This window comes from Synechococcus sp. CS-205, assembly GCF_025128255.1.
Classification (GTDB): Bacteria; Cyanobacteriota; Cyanobacteriia; order PCC-6307; family Cyanobiaceae; genus Regnicoccus_A.
The window spans coordinates 1-16548 of sequence record NZ_JAHLZB010000038.1 but is presented as its reverse complement, the minus strand read 5'-3'; the positions used below and the strand labels follow the sequence as shown (position 1 = coordinate 16548).

Here is a 16548-nt window from a genome sequence, read left to right as displayed (position 1 = left end):
CCGCCGCCGTGACCCGCTCCACCACAGCGGCCAGCCCTTTTCGGTTCGAAACCACCGCCCACTGCCCCAGAACCCAGGCCCGCTGCGGTCTGTTTCACACCCCCCACGGCTTCATCAACACGCCGCGCTTCATGCCGGTGGGCACACTCGGCACCGTCAAGGGGGTGACACCGGCCCAGTTGGCGGCCACCGGCGCCCAGATGGTGCTGGCCAACACCTATCACCTGCACCTCCAGCCGGGTGAGGCCATCGTGGCCGAAGCGGGTGGGCTGCATCGGTTCATGGGCTGGCAAGGGCCTCTGCTGACCGATTCGGGTGGATTCCAGGTGTTCAGCCTCGGGGATATCAACACCATCAGCGACGAGGGGGTGGTGTTCCGCTCGCCGAGGGACGGCTCACGCATCAGCCTCACACCCGAGCGTTCGATGCAGATCCAGATGGCGCTCGGGGCTGACGTGGCCATGGCCTTCGATCAGTGTCCGCCCTATCCCGCCAGCGAAAACGATGTGGCCGAGGCCTGCCGGCGCACTCACTCCTGGCTCGAGCGCTGCATGGCCAGCCATACACGCAGCGACCAGGCCCTGTTCGGCATCGTTCAGGGAGGCACCTACCCCGACCTGCGCGAGCAGGCGGCGCGGACGGTGAGCGCCATGGATCTGCCCGGCATCGCCATCGGCGGTGTGAGCGTGGGGGAACCCGTGGAAGCGATGCACCGGATCGTGCGTCAGGTGGCTCCGCTGCTGCCCAGGGATCGCCCCCGGTACCTGATGGGGGTCGGCAGCCTGCGGGAGATGGCCATCGCCGTGGCTCAGGGCGTCGACCTCTTCGACTGTGTGTTGCCCACCCGTCTGGGCCGGCACGGCACCGCCCTGGTGGCGGGCGAACGCTGGAACCTGCGCAACGCCCGCTTCCGCCACGACCACAGCCCACTCGATCCAAGCTGTGCCTGTGAGGCCTGCGCAGGTCACAGCCGGGCCTACCTGCACCACCTGATCCGCAACGGTGAAATGCTGGGCCGGATCCTGCTGAGTCTGCACAATCTCACCCAGCTGATTCGTTTCAGCTCGGCCATGGGCAGGGCGATCACCGACGGCTGCTTTGCAGAGGATTTCACTCCCTGGGAGCCCGGCTCCCCTGCCGCTCACACGTGGTAGCGTCCAGCCCAACGAACGATATTGCCCTTCAGGGATGGTCTTCTCCACACTGATCACCGCCATCACCCTGGCCGAGCTGCCTGAGGCCTACCAGGCCTTCGGTCCCCTGGTCGATGTCCTGCCGATCATCCCCCTGTTCTTCCTGCTGCTGGCCTTCGTCTGGCAGGCCTCGGTCGGCTTCCGCTGAGCCTCTGAAGCCAAACCTCCGAATCTCAGCCTCCCCGCAGCACCGCCCAGGCGAAAGCCGGCAGTGCCAGCATCCGCCGCCAGCGGCTGGGTTCCTGGATTAGGCGGTACAACCATTCGATCTGCAGGGCTCCCATCCAGCTGGGAGCTCTTTTTTTTGTTCCGGCCCAGACGTCGAAGCTGCCGCCCACCCCCATCCAGAGCCCGCCCTGGCCCTGATGCAGCCGCTGGATCCAGGTCTCCTGGCGGGGGACTCCCAGCGCAGCCAGCACCAGATCCGGCTGGCTGGCCTGCAGCGCCTCCTCCAGCCCCGCCCAGGCCTCAGCGGGCTGATAACCGTGGACCGTGGCAACGAGCCTGAGTGCCGGCAGCCGCTGCAGCAGGCGCTCCCGCAGGCGCTCCATCACCGCCGGAGACGCCCCCACCAGGGCCACCCGCCAACCCCGCTCGGCCGCCTCCACCAGCAGCCGATCGGCCAGCTCGATGCCGGGGCTGCGTCTCACCCGATGTCCCTGCCGCCCCAAGGCCCAGACCACCCCGGCACCATCGGGGATGACCAGTTCGGCGGCACGAATCACATCCCCGAGGGCGGGATCTTCCAGCGCCGCCATCGTCATCTCGGCGTTGAGGGTGACGATCTGACCGCCGCCGCGGGAATGGAGCGCCAAGGCGGCATCGGCCACATCCCTGCAGACGTCAACCGGAAGACCGAGCACCTTTGAGCGCAGTCCCCCGGGAGCCTGAGTTTCGGTCACCATCACGGCCAGGTCCGATCGGACCGCAGGGGAGAATCTAGGGAGAGTACCCATCTGCAGCGCAGATTCCTCCATCAACCTCGCAGCCAGGCCGACGATGACCAGCGAGTGGACGAGCGACGCAAGCGTGGAGCCACCCCTGCGGGAGCAGCTGGGACCGCGCCAGCTCAGCGACGAGGACGCCCGTAATCTTCTTCACCATCTCGATGAGCAGATCGAGCGGGTGGTGCTGGCGCGTCAGCACCCGATCAGCGGACTGCTTCCGGCCAGCACCGCCAACACGGTGCACGGCAACTACGGCGATGCCTGGGTGCGTGATTGCGTCTACTCGATTCAGTGCGTCTGGGGTCTGGCCCAGGCTCACCGCCGCCTGAATGGCCCGTGCACCCGCGGCCATGAGCTGAACCAGCGGGTGCTGCAACTGATGCGTGGCCTGCTCACGGCCATGCTGCGCCAGGCCGCGAAGGTGGAGCGCTTCAAGCACAGCCTCGACCGGCTCGACGCCATCCACGCCAAATTCGACACCAGCACGGGCAATCCGGTGGTGCCCGATGACGGCTGGGGACACCTCCAGCTCGACGCCACGGCCCTCTACCTGCTTCAGCTGGCCCAGCTGACCCGGGCGGGGCTGGTGGTGGTGCAGAGCAGCCATGAGCGGGATTTCCTGCAGAACCTCGTCTACTACGTGGCCCGGGCCTATCGCATTGCCGATTACGGCATCTGGGAGCGGGGCGACAAAGGCAACCATGGTGAACCGGAACGCAACGCCAGCTCCATCGGCCTGGTCAAGGCGGCCCTGGAGGCCCTCGAGGGCCTCGACCTCTACGGCCCCCACGGTGACGGCAGCTGCTGCCTGCACATCCCCCACCCGGCGATCGTGCGGCTGCGGCGGGCCCTCAAGGCCCTGCTGCCGCGGGAGTCGGCCAGCAAGGAGGTGGACAGCGCCTGTCTCTCGGTGATCGGCTACCCCGCCTGGGCCGTGGAGGACCCCGAGCTGGTGGAGCGCACACGCCGCAAGATCCGCCGTGACCTGGGCGGCGCCTACGGCTACAAGCGTTTTCGTCGCGACGGGCACCAGACCCTGGTGGAGGACCACGAACGCCTGCACTACGAGCCCGAGGAACTGGCTCAGTTCGAGGGCATCGAATGTGAATGGCCCCTGTTCTTCGCCTATGAGCTGGTCACGGCCTGCTGTGAGGAACGCTGGGGCGAGGCCTGGCACTGGCGGCGGCGCCTGGAAGCGGTGAGCGTGGAGGTCGATGGCGTGCCCGAGCTGCCCGAGCTCTACCTGGTGCCGGCCGATGCCATCGAAGCGGAGCGGCGCCATCCCGGCACACAGGCGAGGATCGCCAATGAGAACGTGCCCCTGCTCTGGACCCAGAGTCTGACCTGGCTGGGAGATCTGCTGCTCAACGGTCTGCTCAGCCCGGAGGACATCGATCCTTGCGGCCGGCGCCTGCCGGCTGCCCTCGGGGCCGAGCGGGTGCTCGTTGCCCTCGTGCCTGAAAACGATGCCATCGCCGCGGCACTGGAACAGGCGGGTCTGCCGGTGACCGATCCGCACGGCCCGTTGCGGGTGGCCAGCTCCAGGGAGCTTGGACACCGCATGGCTTCGGTGGGCGCCAACACCAGGCTCGGTCTGAGTGGCTACCCGCCGGTGCGGATGGAGACCATGGCCACAGCCCTGCTGTACCGCAGCCCCGCCGGCAGAGGGCCGGATGGCAGCGGCGAGGAGGTGATGGCCTTTCTGCCTTCGGTGCTGGAAGAGGGAACCTTCTACCTGGCGGACGACCCGGAGCAACTGGTCGACGCGGTGACCAGTGAACTGCGGCTGCTGCAGCGGCAATGGCGGGGCGATGGCCTGCCCCTGCTGATGATCCCCCTGGCCGCCAGCCCGTTCCAACGGGATCCCGCCGCCCTGATCCGCCTGGGTGAAACCCTGGGCAGCGGAACGGTGGAAGGAGTCCCGGTTCAGCTTGATCGCCTCGAGGGCCTGATCGATCAGGTCTGCTGGGAAGAGCTGCCACCACCCCCGGGACATGCCCCGCCGAGGCTCAGCCAGCCGGCGGCCCCGGTGCTGCACAGCAGCACCAGCCAGAAGCCGCTGACGATCCAGCAGGAACAGGAACTCGAGGACATTGCCATTCCCGCTCTGGCGGATCTGCTCTGGCGCAGCACCTCCCTGCCCGAGCAGGCGGAGGTGCTGGAACAGCTGGTCCAGCGGCTGGGCCAGAGCGCGATCCTGCAGGGTCCAGAGAGCGCAGGGCCGCTGAAGCTTCAGGCGTTGGTGGAGGAGATCTACCGCCGGGGCCTGGTGGAAGGCGACTGGAACGTGGTGCGGCGCTGCGCCGGCCTGATGCAACTGGTGCATCCCCAGCTGGAAGACGCTCTCACCGATCTTCTGGTGCGCCAGAAACAGCTGGCGGTGGGCCGCAACTACACCCACGAGTCGCTGATCAGCCAACCCCAGGGCAGCGCGATGATCGGCGCCATGATCCGCCGCTTCAGCGGAGAGGACGGCCGGGAGTGGATGCTGCAGCAGGAACTGCTGCTGGCCCTCGACGGCCTGGCCCGCTCGGAGCCGACCTTGCTCAGCGGCAGTCTGACGATCCAGCTGGGACAACTGCTGCTTCTGCTCACCGGTGAACTGGCGGCTGAACTGGATCTCACCGCCGACGCTGCCTTCGAAGCGCTCTGTGATCTGCCGCCCCACGCCATCCGGCGGCGCCTGCGCTCGGTGCTGAAGGATGTGGATCATGCCCGCGAGGCCCTGCGCCGCAAGGAACAGCTCCACCTGAGCGGGCGCGTGCTCTGGGAGGTGCCCGATCCCCTCGACGACCTGCCGCTGGGAAGTGGCTGTGGCTGGATGCAGCACCGCCAGCGCCTGGGGGCCCTGCAGCGGGTACCGCGCGATTTCTACGCCGGCATCTGGGACCTGCTGCACCATTGCCGCGGCCTGGTGATCGGCGACAAGCTGGAGCGACGCAACCGCCTGGAAAGCGAGCCCCTGCTCTCGGAGAAGACGCCAGGGGAGCGCAACTTCGCGGCCCTGGTGGATCACCTGCTCAGCAAGATCGAGGCGCCGGAATACCGCCAGCTCTGCACCGAGACCCTCCTCTCCCTCGTCGTGTTCGTGGGGGCCAACCCCCAGGTGCGCTTCGACGACTACCTGGCCCTTGACGTGGTGATCGGCCACGCGGTGCGGGTGGGCTGGCAGCTGTCACACCCTGAACTGGCCGGCGAGGACTACGCCAAGCACAAAGCTGCAGCCTGGGATCTCTTCTACACCTCCTCACCGGCCAGCTGCCGCCGCTGGCAGATCATGGCCCTGCGTGACCTCACCGAAACCGTGGAGACCGTGGAGGTCGGGGCTCAGATCGGTGCGTCGAGGGCCATGCAGAGCGAGGGCTGATCCACCGCCAGCTCGATCAGGTTGGCCAGCATCAGTGCCCTGGAGGCCTGCTGCCCATCGACGGCGGGCACTTCCCGGCCGCGCAGGCAGAGCAGAAAATGCTCCAGCTCGGCATAGAGCGGCTCGATCGAGGTGGTGCTCACCTCTTCGATGAAACCGTCGTTGCGGTAGAGCAGCTCGCCATGGTCGGCCGACACCCACTCATGGGCGCGGCGATGGACATGGAGCCGGCGGTTGAGGAAGTCGGTTTCCACCAGGCTGGCGCGACAGTGGGCGCTGAGGCTGCGGATCTTGCGGTGGGCCATCTTGCTGGCCGTGAGGCTGGCGACCACACCATTGCTGAAGCCGAGGGTGGCATTGACATAATCAATCGGGCCTTCCGCGCTGCGGCCGCCCGCCGCCGCGAGCCGCACCACCGGAGCACCGGCGAGTTCGAGCACCAGGTCGATGTCGTGAATCATCAGGTCAAGCACCACCGACACGTCGTTGGCGCGATCGGCATGGGGGCTGTGACGGCGCGCTTCGAGCACCACCACCTCCTCGTTCGCCACCACCTTGAGCAGCTCGCGGAAGGCGGGGTTGAAGCGCTCGATATGGCCCACCTGAAGCTGTCGGCTGGCCTGTTCGGCGGCCTGGATCAGTTCGCTGGCCTCCTCCCGGCTGGCGGCGATCGGCTTCTCGATCAGCACGTGCAGCCCGGCCTGGAGGCAGGCCATGCCCACCCGGTGGTGCAGCAGGGTGGGTACGGCGATGCAGACCGCCTCCACCTCGGGGAGCAGGTCGTCGAAGTTCTCAAACCAGCGGCAACCGAACTGCTCAACGGCCAGCTGGCCGCGGCGCTGATCTGGATCGGCCACTCCCACCAGCTCGGCATCCCTGAGCAGACTCAGGACCCTGGCGTGGTGCCAGCCCATGTTGCCGATGCCGATGACCCCCACCTTGACCGGGGTGATGGGATCGCTGCTCATCGCCGCACCAGCACACCCGCCAACGTGAACTCCCGCCGCTCCAGTGCAGGCATTATCAATGATCACCCGCTCCGGCGGCTCCAGCCCGGAGGCTGAGCCGTCCTAGTCGGAGCCGCGTCGGGTGATCTGAACCCGCTCGATGCGGGGGCCGTCCATGGCGCTGATCTCGAACTGATGCCCTTTCCAGCGCAGGCTCTCGCCGGGTGCGGGAATGTGCTGCAACCGCTCGAGCATGAAGCCGGCCAGGGTGTGGTGGCCGTCGGCCTCCGGCAGGGAGAGGTCCAGCTGGCGGTTGAGCTCGAAAATTTCCAGATCCCCTGCCACCAGCCAGGTGTCGTCCTGAAGCCGCTGCAGGTTCTGGCGGGTCGTGACCAGATCGTCCTCATCGCCGACAATCTCGCTGGTGAGATCGGCCACGGTGACCAGACCTTCGGTGCCGCCGTGTTCATCCACCACCACCAGAAGGGGCTGACCACTGCGAATCAACGGCAGCAGCACCGCCAGGGACACGGTTTCCTGTACCCGTGCCACCGGTGTGATGTAGGGGGCCAGAGGCGTATCGCCCTGCAGCAGCCCATGGGCGATCGGCTCGGCCAGACGGCGCAGGTCGAGCACGCCCCTCACATCATCGAGCGACTGGCCGATGACGGGGAAGCGGGCGTGGGCAGTGGCGTGCACAGCTTCCATCATCTCGGCGAAGGTCACCTCAAGGGGAAGGGTGACCATGCCGGAGCGGGGCACCATCACCTCACGCACCTGGGTGTCCCGCAGGGAGAAGACCCCTTCGAGGATGCTGCGTTCATCCGGCAGCAGGCCGGTGACGCTGTTCGATTCGATCAGCGTTTCCAGCTCGCCGGCGGAGAGGGCGGGCACAAGCTCGTCCCAGTTGCGGGGCAGGCCCAGGAGACGCAACAGGCCATTGGCACAGCGCTCCACCAGAACCAGCAGGGGGAAGAGGGTGCGGATCACCCACTCCAGCAGCGGCGCCAGCTGCAGGGCCGATCGCTCCGGTCGGTGGAGCACCCAGGCCTTGGGGGCCACACCGCCCAGCACTGTGGCCAGGGCCACCAGAGCCAGGAACACCAGCACATCGACCCAGAGGCGCTCCGCCATCGGATCGAACCGCACCGCCAGGCCGCGACCGGCCCAGCCGAGGGCCACCAGGGCCAGGGCCGCCCCCAGCTGGGTGGCGACCAGCACCCGCCGCAGGCGCTGCTGCAGTCGCTCCACCGACAGAGCACCGGGGTGGCCATCGGCGGCGAGCACCTTGACCCGGCTGGGGCGCAGGTGAATCAGGGCGAACTCGCTGGCCGCAAAAAAGGCCAGCAACGCCAGCAGGGCCACCAGCAGAACGAGCAGGCGCATCGGAAGGAGAACAGCGAGCGGGTTGAGGTTCACTCCACGGTGACGCTCTTGGCCAGATTGCGGGGCTGATCCACATCGAGGCCACGGTGGGCGGCAATGTGATAACTCAGCAACTGCATCGGAATCACCGTCAACAGAGGGCTGAGCAGTTCATCCACCTCCGGCACCGGCAGCAGCACATCGAAGATCTCCGTGTCGGGTCCCCGGGGAGCCACGCCGATCAGCCGCGCATCCCGGGCCTTGGCCTCCTGGGCATTGGAGAGCACCTTGTCGAACACGCTGCCTGGCACTGCGATCGACACCACAGGCACCCGTGCGTCGAGCAGGGCGATGGGTCCGTGCTTCATCTCACCGGCCGGATAGCCCTCCGCGTGGATGTAACTGATCTCCTTGAGCTTCAGGGCGCCTTCGAGGGCGATCGGGACGTTGATGCCCCGTCCCAGGAAGATCACATCCTGGGTGTCGGCAAACTGGTGGGCCAGCTCGGCGCAGAGCAGATCCTGCTCCTCGAGCAGCGTCTGCAGCTGGGCAGGAAGGGCCCGCAGTCCGGCCACGAGCTCGAGCAACTGCGCGGGGGAGCGGCTGGAGCGGCGCTCGGCGAAGGACAGGGCCAGGCCGTAGAAGGCGAGCAGCTGGCCGAGGAAGGTCTTGGTGGCGGCAACGCCCACCTCGATTCCGGCGCCGATGTCCAGCAGGTGGGGCACCAGCCGACCGAGGGAGCTTTCCTGCCGGTTGGTGATTCCCAGCAACCTCGGGGCGAAAGCCGGATCGGCGATCAGCTCCCGCCGCTGCTGCTCCATCTGCAGCGCCGCGAGAGTATCGGCGGTCTCGCCCGACTGGGTCACACCGATGGTGAGGGTGTGGGGCACCAGGGGCGGCGGCGCATAGCGGAATTCGCTGGCGTAATGCACCGCCGTGGGCAGACCGGCCAGCTGCTCCAGCAGGTAGGCCCCCACGAGGGCCGCATGGCGGCTGGTGCCGCAGGCCAGAATCTGGATCCGCTCCACCCCCTCGAACAGCTGATCCTGCAGAGGCAGGGCCACCAGGGAAGGGGTGCCGGGGGCGCCGATCGACTGGGTGGGCAGATGCCTGGCGACCCAGAGCGCGGCCGTCTCGGGCTGCTCATGAATCTCCTTGTGCATGAAATGGCGGAAGCTGCGCTTGTCCGCCACGTGCTCGGTGCCCTGCAGCAAGCTGGGGGAGCGCTGCACCCGCTCGCCTTGTGCTCCGTAGAGCTCAATGCCCAGGGGAGTGAGCAGGGCCGTTTCGCCATCTTCAAGAGGAAGGATGGTGCGCGTGAAGCCCGCCAGGGCAGGAGTATCACTGGCGCAGAGGAATTCCCCCTCGCCCAGACCGATCACCAGCGGCGCCTGACGGCGGGCCACCACCACCGCTCCGGGGATCTCCGCCCAGATCACGGCCAGGGCATAGGCCCCGTGCAGCTGTGGAAGCACCTCCTGCACCGCCTGGAGCAGCAGCTGGGGCGAGGCCTCAGCCCCGGCCTGGCGCAACTCCCTCAGCCGGCGGGCGATCAGGTGGGGAATCACCTCGGTGTCGGTGTCCGAGCGGAACTGAACCCCCTCCGACTGCAGCGCCTCACGCAGGGGGCGGTGGTTCTCGATGATGCCGTTCTGAACCACGGCGAGGCTGCCGCTGCCATCGAGATGGGGGTGGGCGTTTCGCTCCTCCGGCTTGCCGTGGGTGGCCCAGCGGGTGTGGCCGATGCCGCAGTGGCCCAGGGCTCCCAGCGCGTCGTAGCGGGCTGTGAGGTTGATGAGCTTGCCTTCGGCCCTCAGGCAGGTGAGGTGACCGGATGACATGCCGCTGCCGGCGCCAGGCGCCTGGACGGTGGCGATGCCCGCGGAGTCGTAGCCGCGATACTCGAGCTGGCGCAGACCTTCCAGCAGCAGGGGGGCCGCCTCACGGGAGCCGATGACCGCAACGATGCCGCACATGGCTGAGGGGCCGGACTTCGGCTGTTTCTAAAGGATCAACGCCCGCCCGCAAACCCTGCTGGCACTGCAGCGGAAGGCCTGAGCCAGAGGTTGACCCATGAAAAAGCCCGGCAGGGCCGGGCTCAGGGTGAGAAGCAGGGGGATGGCCTCAGTAGGCCAGACCCATGCTCCGGGTGGTTTCATCTCCGAGATAGACACGGATGCTGAGGAAATCGGTGGGACAAGCGGTTTCGCAGCGCTTGCAACCCACACAGTCTTCGGTTCTGGGCGATGAGGCGATCTGGCCAGCTTTGCAGCCGTCCCAGGGAACCATCTCGAGCACATCGAGAGGGCAGGCACGGACGCACTGGGTGCAGCCGATGCAGGTGTCGTAGATCTTGACGGAATGGGACATGCCCGGCCGGAAAGCGAACGGCGTCCGGTCAAAGTACTCAAACGGTTCGGGAGCCCACCGGCACGGGCCCCATGCCGTCATCCTTTTTCATACGGGCCGGGGGTCGGCTCAGGGCGGACCCGTAGGATGCGGCCTCCCACACACCGGCCATGTCACAGGAAGCGATCTTCGAGAAAGTCCGTTCGATCGTTGCCGAGCAGCTCAGCGTCGATGCCGCTGAAGTGAAGCCCGAGTCGAACTTCCAGAATGATCTGGGTGCCGACTCGCTCGACACGGTGGAACTGGTCATGGCCCTGGAAGAGGCCTTCGACATCGAGATCCCCGACGAGTCGGGCGAAGGAATCACCACTGTGGGTGACGCCGTGAAGTACATCCTGGACAAGCAGGCCTGAGGGTGTCGATGGTGGAGGGTCTCCGCCGTGTCGTGGTCACGGGCCTCGGCGCGGTCACACCGATCGGCAACGACGTCTCCCAGTACTGGGAGGGGTTACGGCTCGGCAGAAACGGGGTGGCACCGATCACCCTCTTCGATGCCTCACGGCATGCCTGCAGGTTCGCGGCCGAAGTGAAGAATTTCGATCCGAGCGGAATGCTGGATCGCAAGGAGACCAAGCGCTGGGACCGTTTCTGCCAGTTCGGTGTGGTGGCCTCCAAGCAGGCGGTGAACCAGGCGCAGCTTGTCTTCGACGAGAGCACCCAGCACCGCATCGGTGTGGCCATTGGCTCCGGCGTGGGCGGTCTGCTGATGATGGAAAGCCAGGCCCATGTGCTCGCCGAACGGGGTCCTGACCGGGTCAGCCCGTTCTGCGTTCCGATGATGATCCCGAACATGGCGGCCGGGCTGACCGCCATCGCCCTCGGTGCCAAGGGTCCCAGCAGCGCGGTGGCCACCGCCTGTGCAGCGGGATCCAACGCCATCGGCGATGCCTTCCGCCTGATTCAGCTCGGCCTGGCCGACGCCATGGTCTGCGGTGGAGCCGAATCGGCGATCACACCCCTTGGGGTCGCGGGCTTCGCCAGTGCCAAGGCTCTGTCCTTTCGCAACGACGACCCCGCCACCGCCAGCCGCCCCTTCGATGCGGAGCGCAATGGCTTCGTGATCGGCGAGGGCTCAGGGATTCTTGTGCTGGAAAGCCTGGAGAACGCCAGCGCCCGCGGCGTCGAGATCCTGGCCGAGGTGGTGGGCTACGGCATGACCTGCGACGCCCACCACATCACATCACCAACCCCAGGGGGCCTCGGCGGCGCCGAAGCGATGCGGCTGGCGATGGTCGATGCGGGACTGGAACCCGAGCAAGTCGACTACGTCAATGCCCACGGCACCAGCACCCAGGCCAACGACAGCAACGAAACTGCGGCGATCAAGGCGGCCCTGGGCGAGCACGCCCATCGCATCCCCGTCAGTTCCACCAAGTCGATGACCGGCCACCTGCTGGGAGGGAGCGGCGGAATCGAGGCGGTGGCCGCCGTCCTGGCGATAGGCCACAACCTCGTACCACCTACCATCAATTACCAAAATCCGGATCCGGCCTGTGATCTGGATGTCGTGCCCAATCAGGCACGGGAACAGAAACTGAACGTCGTGCTCTCGAATTCGTTCGGGTTTGGCGGTCACAACGTCTGCCTCGCTTTCCGTCGGATGCGCTGAGGGCCTGGTACCACCAGCCATCCGCCGCCCGGAACGCCTCACTCTCCCAACCCCTTTCCCAAACCATGGTCGCCGCCCCCACAGTGGACACCCTGTCCGTCGACAACCTCTGCGTCAACAGCATTCGCTTCCTGGCGATCGACGCGATCAACAAGTCCAACTCGGGGCACCCCGGCCTGCCGATGGGCGCGGCACCGATGGCCTATGCCCTGTGGGACAAGCACCTGCGCCACAACCCGGCCAACCCCAAGTGGTTCAACCGCGACCGCTTCGTGCTGTCCGCCGGCCACGGCTGCATGCTGCTCTATGCGCTGCTGCACCTGAGCGGGTACGACAGCGTCTCGATCGAGGACATCCAGCAGTTCCGCCAGTGGGGCTCCAAGACTCCCGGCCACCCCGAAACCTTCGAAACCCCCGGGGTTGAAGTCACCACCGGGCCCCTGGGCCAGGGGATCTCCAACGCGGTTGGTCTGGCGATCGCCGAGGCCCATCTGGCCGCGAAATTCAACCGCCCCGACGTCTCCCTGGTCGATCACCACACCTACGTGATCATGGGCGACGGCTGCCACCAGGAGGGCATCTCCGGGGAAGCCGCCTCCCTGGCCGGCCACCTGGGTCTGGGCAAGCTGATCGCCCTCTACGACGACAACCACATCACGATCGACGGCAACACCAAGGTGTCGTTCACCGAGGATGTGCTCAAGCGCTATGAGGCCTACGGCTGGCACGTGCAGCACGTGGCCGATGGCAACACCGACATCGAGGCGATCGGGAGGGCGATCGAGGCGGCGAAGGCCGTCACCGACAGGCCCAGCCTGATCAAGGTCACCACCACCATCGGCTACGGCTCCCCCAACAAAGCCGACACCGCCGGTGTGCACGGCGCGGCCCTGGGCGCCGAGGAAGCCGATCTCACCCGTAAGTCGCTGGGTTGGAGCTACGGACCGTTCGAGGTGCCCGAGGAGGCCTATGAGCATTGGCGCAAGGCGCGTGAGCGCGGTGCGGCACTGGAAGCCGAGTGGAACAACAGCCTGGCCGCCTACCGCAGCCAGCACCCTGCCGAAGCGGCTGAATTCGAGCGGATGCTGCGCGGTGAGCTGCCCGAGGGCTGGGACCGGAATCTGCCCCGCTTCACCCCCGAGGACAAGGGCCTGGCCACCCGCCAGTACTCCTACAACGTGCTCAATGCGATCGGCCCCGACCTGCCTGAGCTGATCGGCGGCTCCGCCGACCTCACCCACTCCAACCTCACCGACATCAAGGGCGAGAAGAGTTTTCAGAAGGGCAGCGAAGCCAACCGCTACCTGCACTTCGGGGTGCGCGAGCACGCCATGGCGGCGGTTCTCAATGGCATCGCTTATCACGACAGCGGCCTGATCCCCTACGGAGGCACCTTCCTGGTGTTCGCCGGCTACATGGTGGGCGCCATGCGCCTCTCGGCCCTCTCCGAGCTGGGTGTGATCTACGTGCTCACCCACGACTCGATCGGCCTCGGTGAAGACGGCCCCACCCACCAGCCTGTGGAAACTCTGGCTTCGCTGCGCTCGATCCCCAACCTGCTGGTGATCCGCCCTGGCGATGGCAACGAAACCAGTGGCGCCTACCAGGTGGCCGTGACCAACCGCAAACGGCCCACAGTGCTGGCCCTCAGCCGCCAGGCGATGGTGAACCAGCCCAACTCCGCTCCCGAGCATGTGGCCAAGGGTGGTTACATCCTCGAAGACAGCAACGGCAGCCCCGACCTGATTCTGATCGGCTCCGGCACCGAACTGGATCTCTGCGTCAAAGCTGCGAAGGTGTTGAGCAGCGAAGGCCACAACGTGCGTGTGGTCTCGATGCCCTGCGTGGAGCTGTTCGAAGAGCAGGATCCCGCCTACCGCGAGTCGGTGCTGCCGGCTGCGGTGCGCAAGCGTCTGGTGGTGGAGGCCTCCGGGTCCTTCGGCTGGCACAAGTACGTCGGCCTCGACGGTGACACCGTTTCCGTCGACCGTTTCGGCGCTTCGGCTCCTGGCGCTGTCTGCCTGGAGAAGTTCGGTTTCACCGTGGAGAACGTGGTCGCCAAGGCCAAGGCGCTCTGAGCCGCATCCCGTCAGCCACCCTGGCCCAAGGGGCGATGAGCGCACCGGAACGCCTGTCGATCGTTCTGCCGACCTACAACGAACGGCAGAACGTCGGCAGGATCCTGGAGGAACTGCTGCCGCTGCAGCAGCGCTTCGATCTCGAAGTCCTCTTTGTCGACGATGACTCGGCGGATGGCACAGCTGATCTGATCAAGCAGCTGGCCCATGGCCAATCCGGAGTGCATCTGATCCGCCGGGTGGGGCGCGCTGGCCTCGCCAGTGCCATCAAGGAAGGCATTCTCGATGCCACAGGCGATGTGATCGTGGTGATGGACTGCGACGGCCAGCACGAGCCGGCCGCCGTGGAGGCAGCGGTGGAGACCCTGCTGAGCACGGGAAGCGATCTTGTGGTGGGCAGCCGCTTCCACCCCGACGCCGCCATTCATGGCCTGAGTGTGAAACGCACCCGCAACTCCACCTGGGCGAACACGATCGCCCGCTTTAGCTTGCCCAGCTACCGCAGGCTGACCGACTACATGAGCGGCTTCTTTGCCCTCCGGCCCGATGCCGCGTTGCCCTATGTGCGACGGGTGGATGTGAATGGGTTCAAGTTTCTCTACGAGCTGCTCTCGATCTGCCGCGGGTCCCTGCGGGTGAGTGAAATTCCCCTGCGCTTCCAGGCCCGGGTGGCTGGGGATTCCAAGCTGGATCTGGCGATCGTCTGGGATCTGGGGGTCTCGATCCTGCACACCCTTCTGCTGCGCTCGATTCCCCGGCGCGCCATCAGCTTCGCCCTTGTGGGGCTCAGCGGTGTGGCGGTTCAGATGCTGGCGGTACAGGCATTGATGGGCGGAACGGGGCTGGCCTTCAAACAGGCCCTGCCGATCGCGGTGGTGGTGGCCGCGAGCTCCAACTATCTGATCAACAATGCCCTCACCTTCCGCTTCCAGCGGCAGCAGGGAACGGCGCTGCTGAAGGGCCTGCTCAAGTTCCTGCTGGTGGCCTCCCTGCCGGTCCTGGCCAATGTGGGTGTGGCCTCCAGCTTCTACAACCTGGTCTCCCGTAATACTTTCCTGGCTCAACTGGCCGGCATCCTCGTGGTGTTTGTCTGGAATTACGCGGCGTCTTCGCGATTCGTGTGGAACACGCCGTAGAAGCCCAGCCAGAAGCATTCAGGCATTCACCTGCAAGCTGATGCGCACAGCCACGCCCGAGGCCCCTTGTGGCATCTAAATATCTCTTTTCCCGCTGATTCCCGTGGAATCATAATAGACGAGGGCGGGCTCTGCAAACGCATGGATGACCATGCTCATACGAGTCTGATCTTTGGTTTGGCGCCGAGATCCGCCATGGATGAGGTTTTCCTGCCAGATCAAGACATCACCAGCCTTGGGCAAAAAAGTCTGTGGCTGTAGATGGGAATTTTCGGCAAGCAGATTTTGGATTGCCGGCGTATAGACTTCCCCGAACTCTCTGTAGTCGCCTATCTCAGAATCGACTTTAGGGACGCCATGAGACCTGCACAGAACTGCAGGAAGATGGTGCGATCCTGGATAATAGAATAATTCTCCAGAGCCAGGGATGACATCCTCCAAAGCAATCCAGATTCCGCACATGAGCCCCCTGGGGAAGGGCGTCAGGTGAACTGTATCTTGATGGGCGTCCTGCGTTGATCCGTTGATAAAGGTTAGGCTTTGACAAGGGAACGCCTGGCAGCCAAACAGGTCGCTGACAATGTCATAGATTAACTTGGATGCGTAGATCGCCTTAAGCGCATCAAAAGATTGATGCAAGTTGACGATGCGATTACTGCTTCCCCGCATGAAGCCATGGCTTTCAGATGCAGAGACTTTGCGAAGGGACTGGCGGGCAGCCTCCATGCTTCGCCTGCTAAAAACACCCTCAAGCTGGATGTAGCCATTGCTGTCGTAGTCGGCTATCTGCTGGGAGCTCAACACCCGAGGGCGTGCTTCCTGCCGATGACTTAAAGGATAATTAGCCTCTTGAAAGGAGTCAGAAAGTGGAAGAAAATATGACGAATCAAGCCTGTTAGCAACAAGTGCCCGCCCCTCCGCGCCCCTGAATTCGCCTCGGAGCGACTGCGCCAACCCGGACGCCCCATTCTTGACGCAGACCTGCTTGGTAAGCGTGCAAGTATTTCCTGTTCTTGATTCATTGACTGCCATTGTCAGCCTATGGCCTCCATCGTCTAAATAGTAACTGTTGAAGAAGACATGCCCATTGAACTCTGACTCAACGGTAAGACTAAATGACTTTTCCCTCCTTTGTCTATCCATGGCCGTCAGAGTGATGACCAGAGGCGAGCTGACCGGCTCAAATATTGCCTCAATAAAGCCATGATGGCTTTTTTGGCCATAACGCAGGTGCGGCATTGAAAACGAGAGCAGGAGAGATAACACTGAGGCAATAGTAGCCCACTTTCTTGCTGCCTTCCCTAGAAAAAAGGTTCTTCCAGGAGAATGAGAAAGGCTCGCCGCAACAGGCCCCAGGCAGGGTTGCCTGAAAGTCACTCCAACCTCGCTCCCGCGAGCTGAACCCCGCCCAACGCCAGCATCCCTCTGATGTCGTAAGCCAGTTCCCGGAGCCCCCGTCGGATCGAGCGGTAGCCGCCGCGCCGCAGCAGGTTCATG

Annotated in this window: 13 protein-coding genes; 7 read left to right on the top strand and 6 right to left on the bottom strand. The window is 65.4% G+C overall.

Going from position 1 to position 16548, the window contains the following annotated elements; genetic code table 11:
* The first annotated feature begins 8 nt into the window (after positions 1–8).
* Both tgt and KQ297_RS09475 read left to right on the top strand, forming a co-directional pair.
* Positions 9–1154 (top strand): tRNA guanosine(34) transglycosylase Tgt, encoded by a 1146-nt coding sequence (gene tgt / locus KQ297_RS09480; protein WP_259739203.1) that lies wholly within the window; start codon positions 9–11, stop codon positions 1152–1154.
* Positions 1155–1188: 34 nt separating this feature from the next.
* The gene (locus KQ297_RS09475; RefSeq protein WP_185466528.1) at positions 1189–1341 is read left to right on the top strand and encodes a photosystem II reaction center protein K; all 153 of its coding nucleotides are present in this window, start codon (positions 1189–1191) and stop codon (positions 1339–1341) included.
* Between the two features lie 25 nt (positions 1342–1366).
* Here the strand turns inward: KQ297_RS09475 and KQ297_RS09470 are convergent, their stop codons facing one another.
* Positions 1367–2098 carry a WecB/TagA/CpsF family glycosyltransferase gene (locus KQ297_RS09470; RefSeq protein WP_259739202.1) on the bottom strand — a complete coding sequence of 244 codons (732 nt, stop codon included), beginning with the start codon at positions 2096–2098 and terminating at the stop codon, positions 1367–1369.
* A 94-nt stretch (positions 2099–2192) separates the two neighbouring features.
* Here KQ297_RS09470 and KQ297_RS09465 point away from each other — a divergent pair, with 94 nt between their 5' ends.
* On the top strand, positions 2193–5507 hold the full coding sequence (locus KQ297_RS09465) for a glycoside hydrolase family 15 protein (protein WP_259739201.1): 3315 nt from the start codon (positions 2193–2195) through the stop codon (positions 5505–5507).
* Here the strand turns inward: KQ297_RS09465 and KQ297_RS09460 are convergent.
* The 4 genes from KQ297_RS09460 to psaC all read right to left on the bottom strand — a co-directional run bounded on the left by KQ297_RS09460 (position 5468) and on the right by psaC (position 10189).
* Positions 5468–6475, bottom strand: coding sequence for a Gfo/Idh/MocA family protein (locus KQ297_RS09460; protein ID WP_259739200.1), 1008 nt, complete (start codon positions 6473–6475; stop codon positions 5468–5470). The genes KQ297_RS09465 and KQ297_RS09460 overlap by 40 nt on opposite strands.
* Before the next feature lie 102 nt (positions 6476–6577).
* Complete coding sequence (locus KQ297_RS09455) at positions 6578–7840, bottom strand: hemolysin family protein (RefSeq protein ID WP_185466519.1); 1263 nt, start codon at positions 7838–7840, stop codon at positions 6578–6580.
* A 29-nt stretch (positions 7841–7869) separates the two neighbouring features.
* On the bottom strand, positions 7870–9795 hold the full coding sequence (gene glmS, locus KQ297_RS09450; protein WP_259739199.1) for a glutamine--fructose-6-phosphate transaminase (isomerizing): 1926 nt from the start codon (positions 9793–9795) through the stop codon (positions 7870–7872).
* A gap of 148 nt (positions 9796–9943) precedes the next feature.
* Complete coding sequence (gene psaC / locus KQ297_RS09445; RefSeq protein WP_011934551.1) at positions 9944–10189, bottom strand: photosystem I iron-sulfur center protein PsaC; 246 nt, start codon at positions 10187–10189, stop codon at positions 9944–9946.
* A 149-nt stretch (positions 10190–10338) separates the two neighbouring features.
* Between psaC and acpP the strand changes: the two genes are divergently transcribed.
* From acpP to KQ297_RS09425, 4 genes are all read left to right on the top strand, one after another.
* Entirely contained in the window at positions 10339–10581 is a 243-nt protein-coding gene (gene acpP / locus KQ297_RS09440; RefSeq protein ID WP_259739198.1) for an acyl carrier protein, read from the top strand.
* Positions 10582–10589: 8 nt separating this feature from the next.
* On the top strand, positions 10590–11837 hold the full coding sequence (gene fabF / locus KQ297_RS09435) for a beta-ketoacyl-ACP synthase II (RefSeq protein WP_259739197.1): 1248 nt from the start codon (positions 10590–10592) through the stop codon (positions 11835–11837).
* A 65-nt stretch (positions 11838–11902) separates the two neighbouring features.
* Entirely contained in the window at positions 11903–13915 is a 2013-nt protein-coding gene (tkt, locus tag KQ297_RS09430; RefSeq protein WP_259739196.1) for a transketolase, read from the top strand.
* Between the two features lie 35 nt (positions 13916–13950).
* A complete protein-coding gene (locus KQ297_RS09425; RefSeq protein WP_259739195.1) occupies positions 13951–15051 on the top strand; it encodes a glycosyltransferase family 2 protein in 1101 nt (366 codons plus the stop codon).
* 75 nt (positions 15052–15126) lie between these two features.
* On the opposite strand, the gene KQ297_RS09420 is transcribed toward KQ297_RS09425, so the two are convergent.
* The gene (locus KQ297_RS09420; protein ID WP_259739194.1) at positions 15127–16290 is read right to left on the bottom strand and encodes a phytanoyl-CoA dioxygenase family protein; all 1164 of its coding nucleotides are present in this window, start codon (positions 16288–16290) and stop codon (positions 15127–15129) included.
* Positions 16291–16548 lie beyond the last annotated feature (258 nt).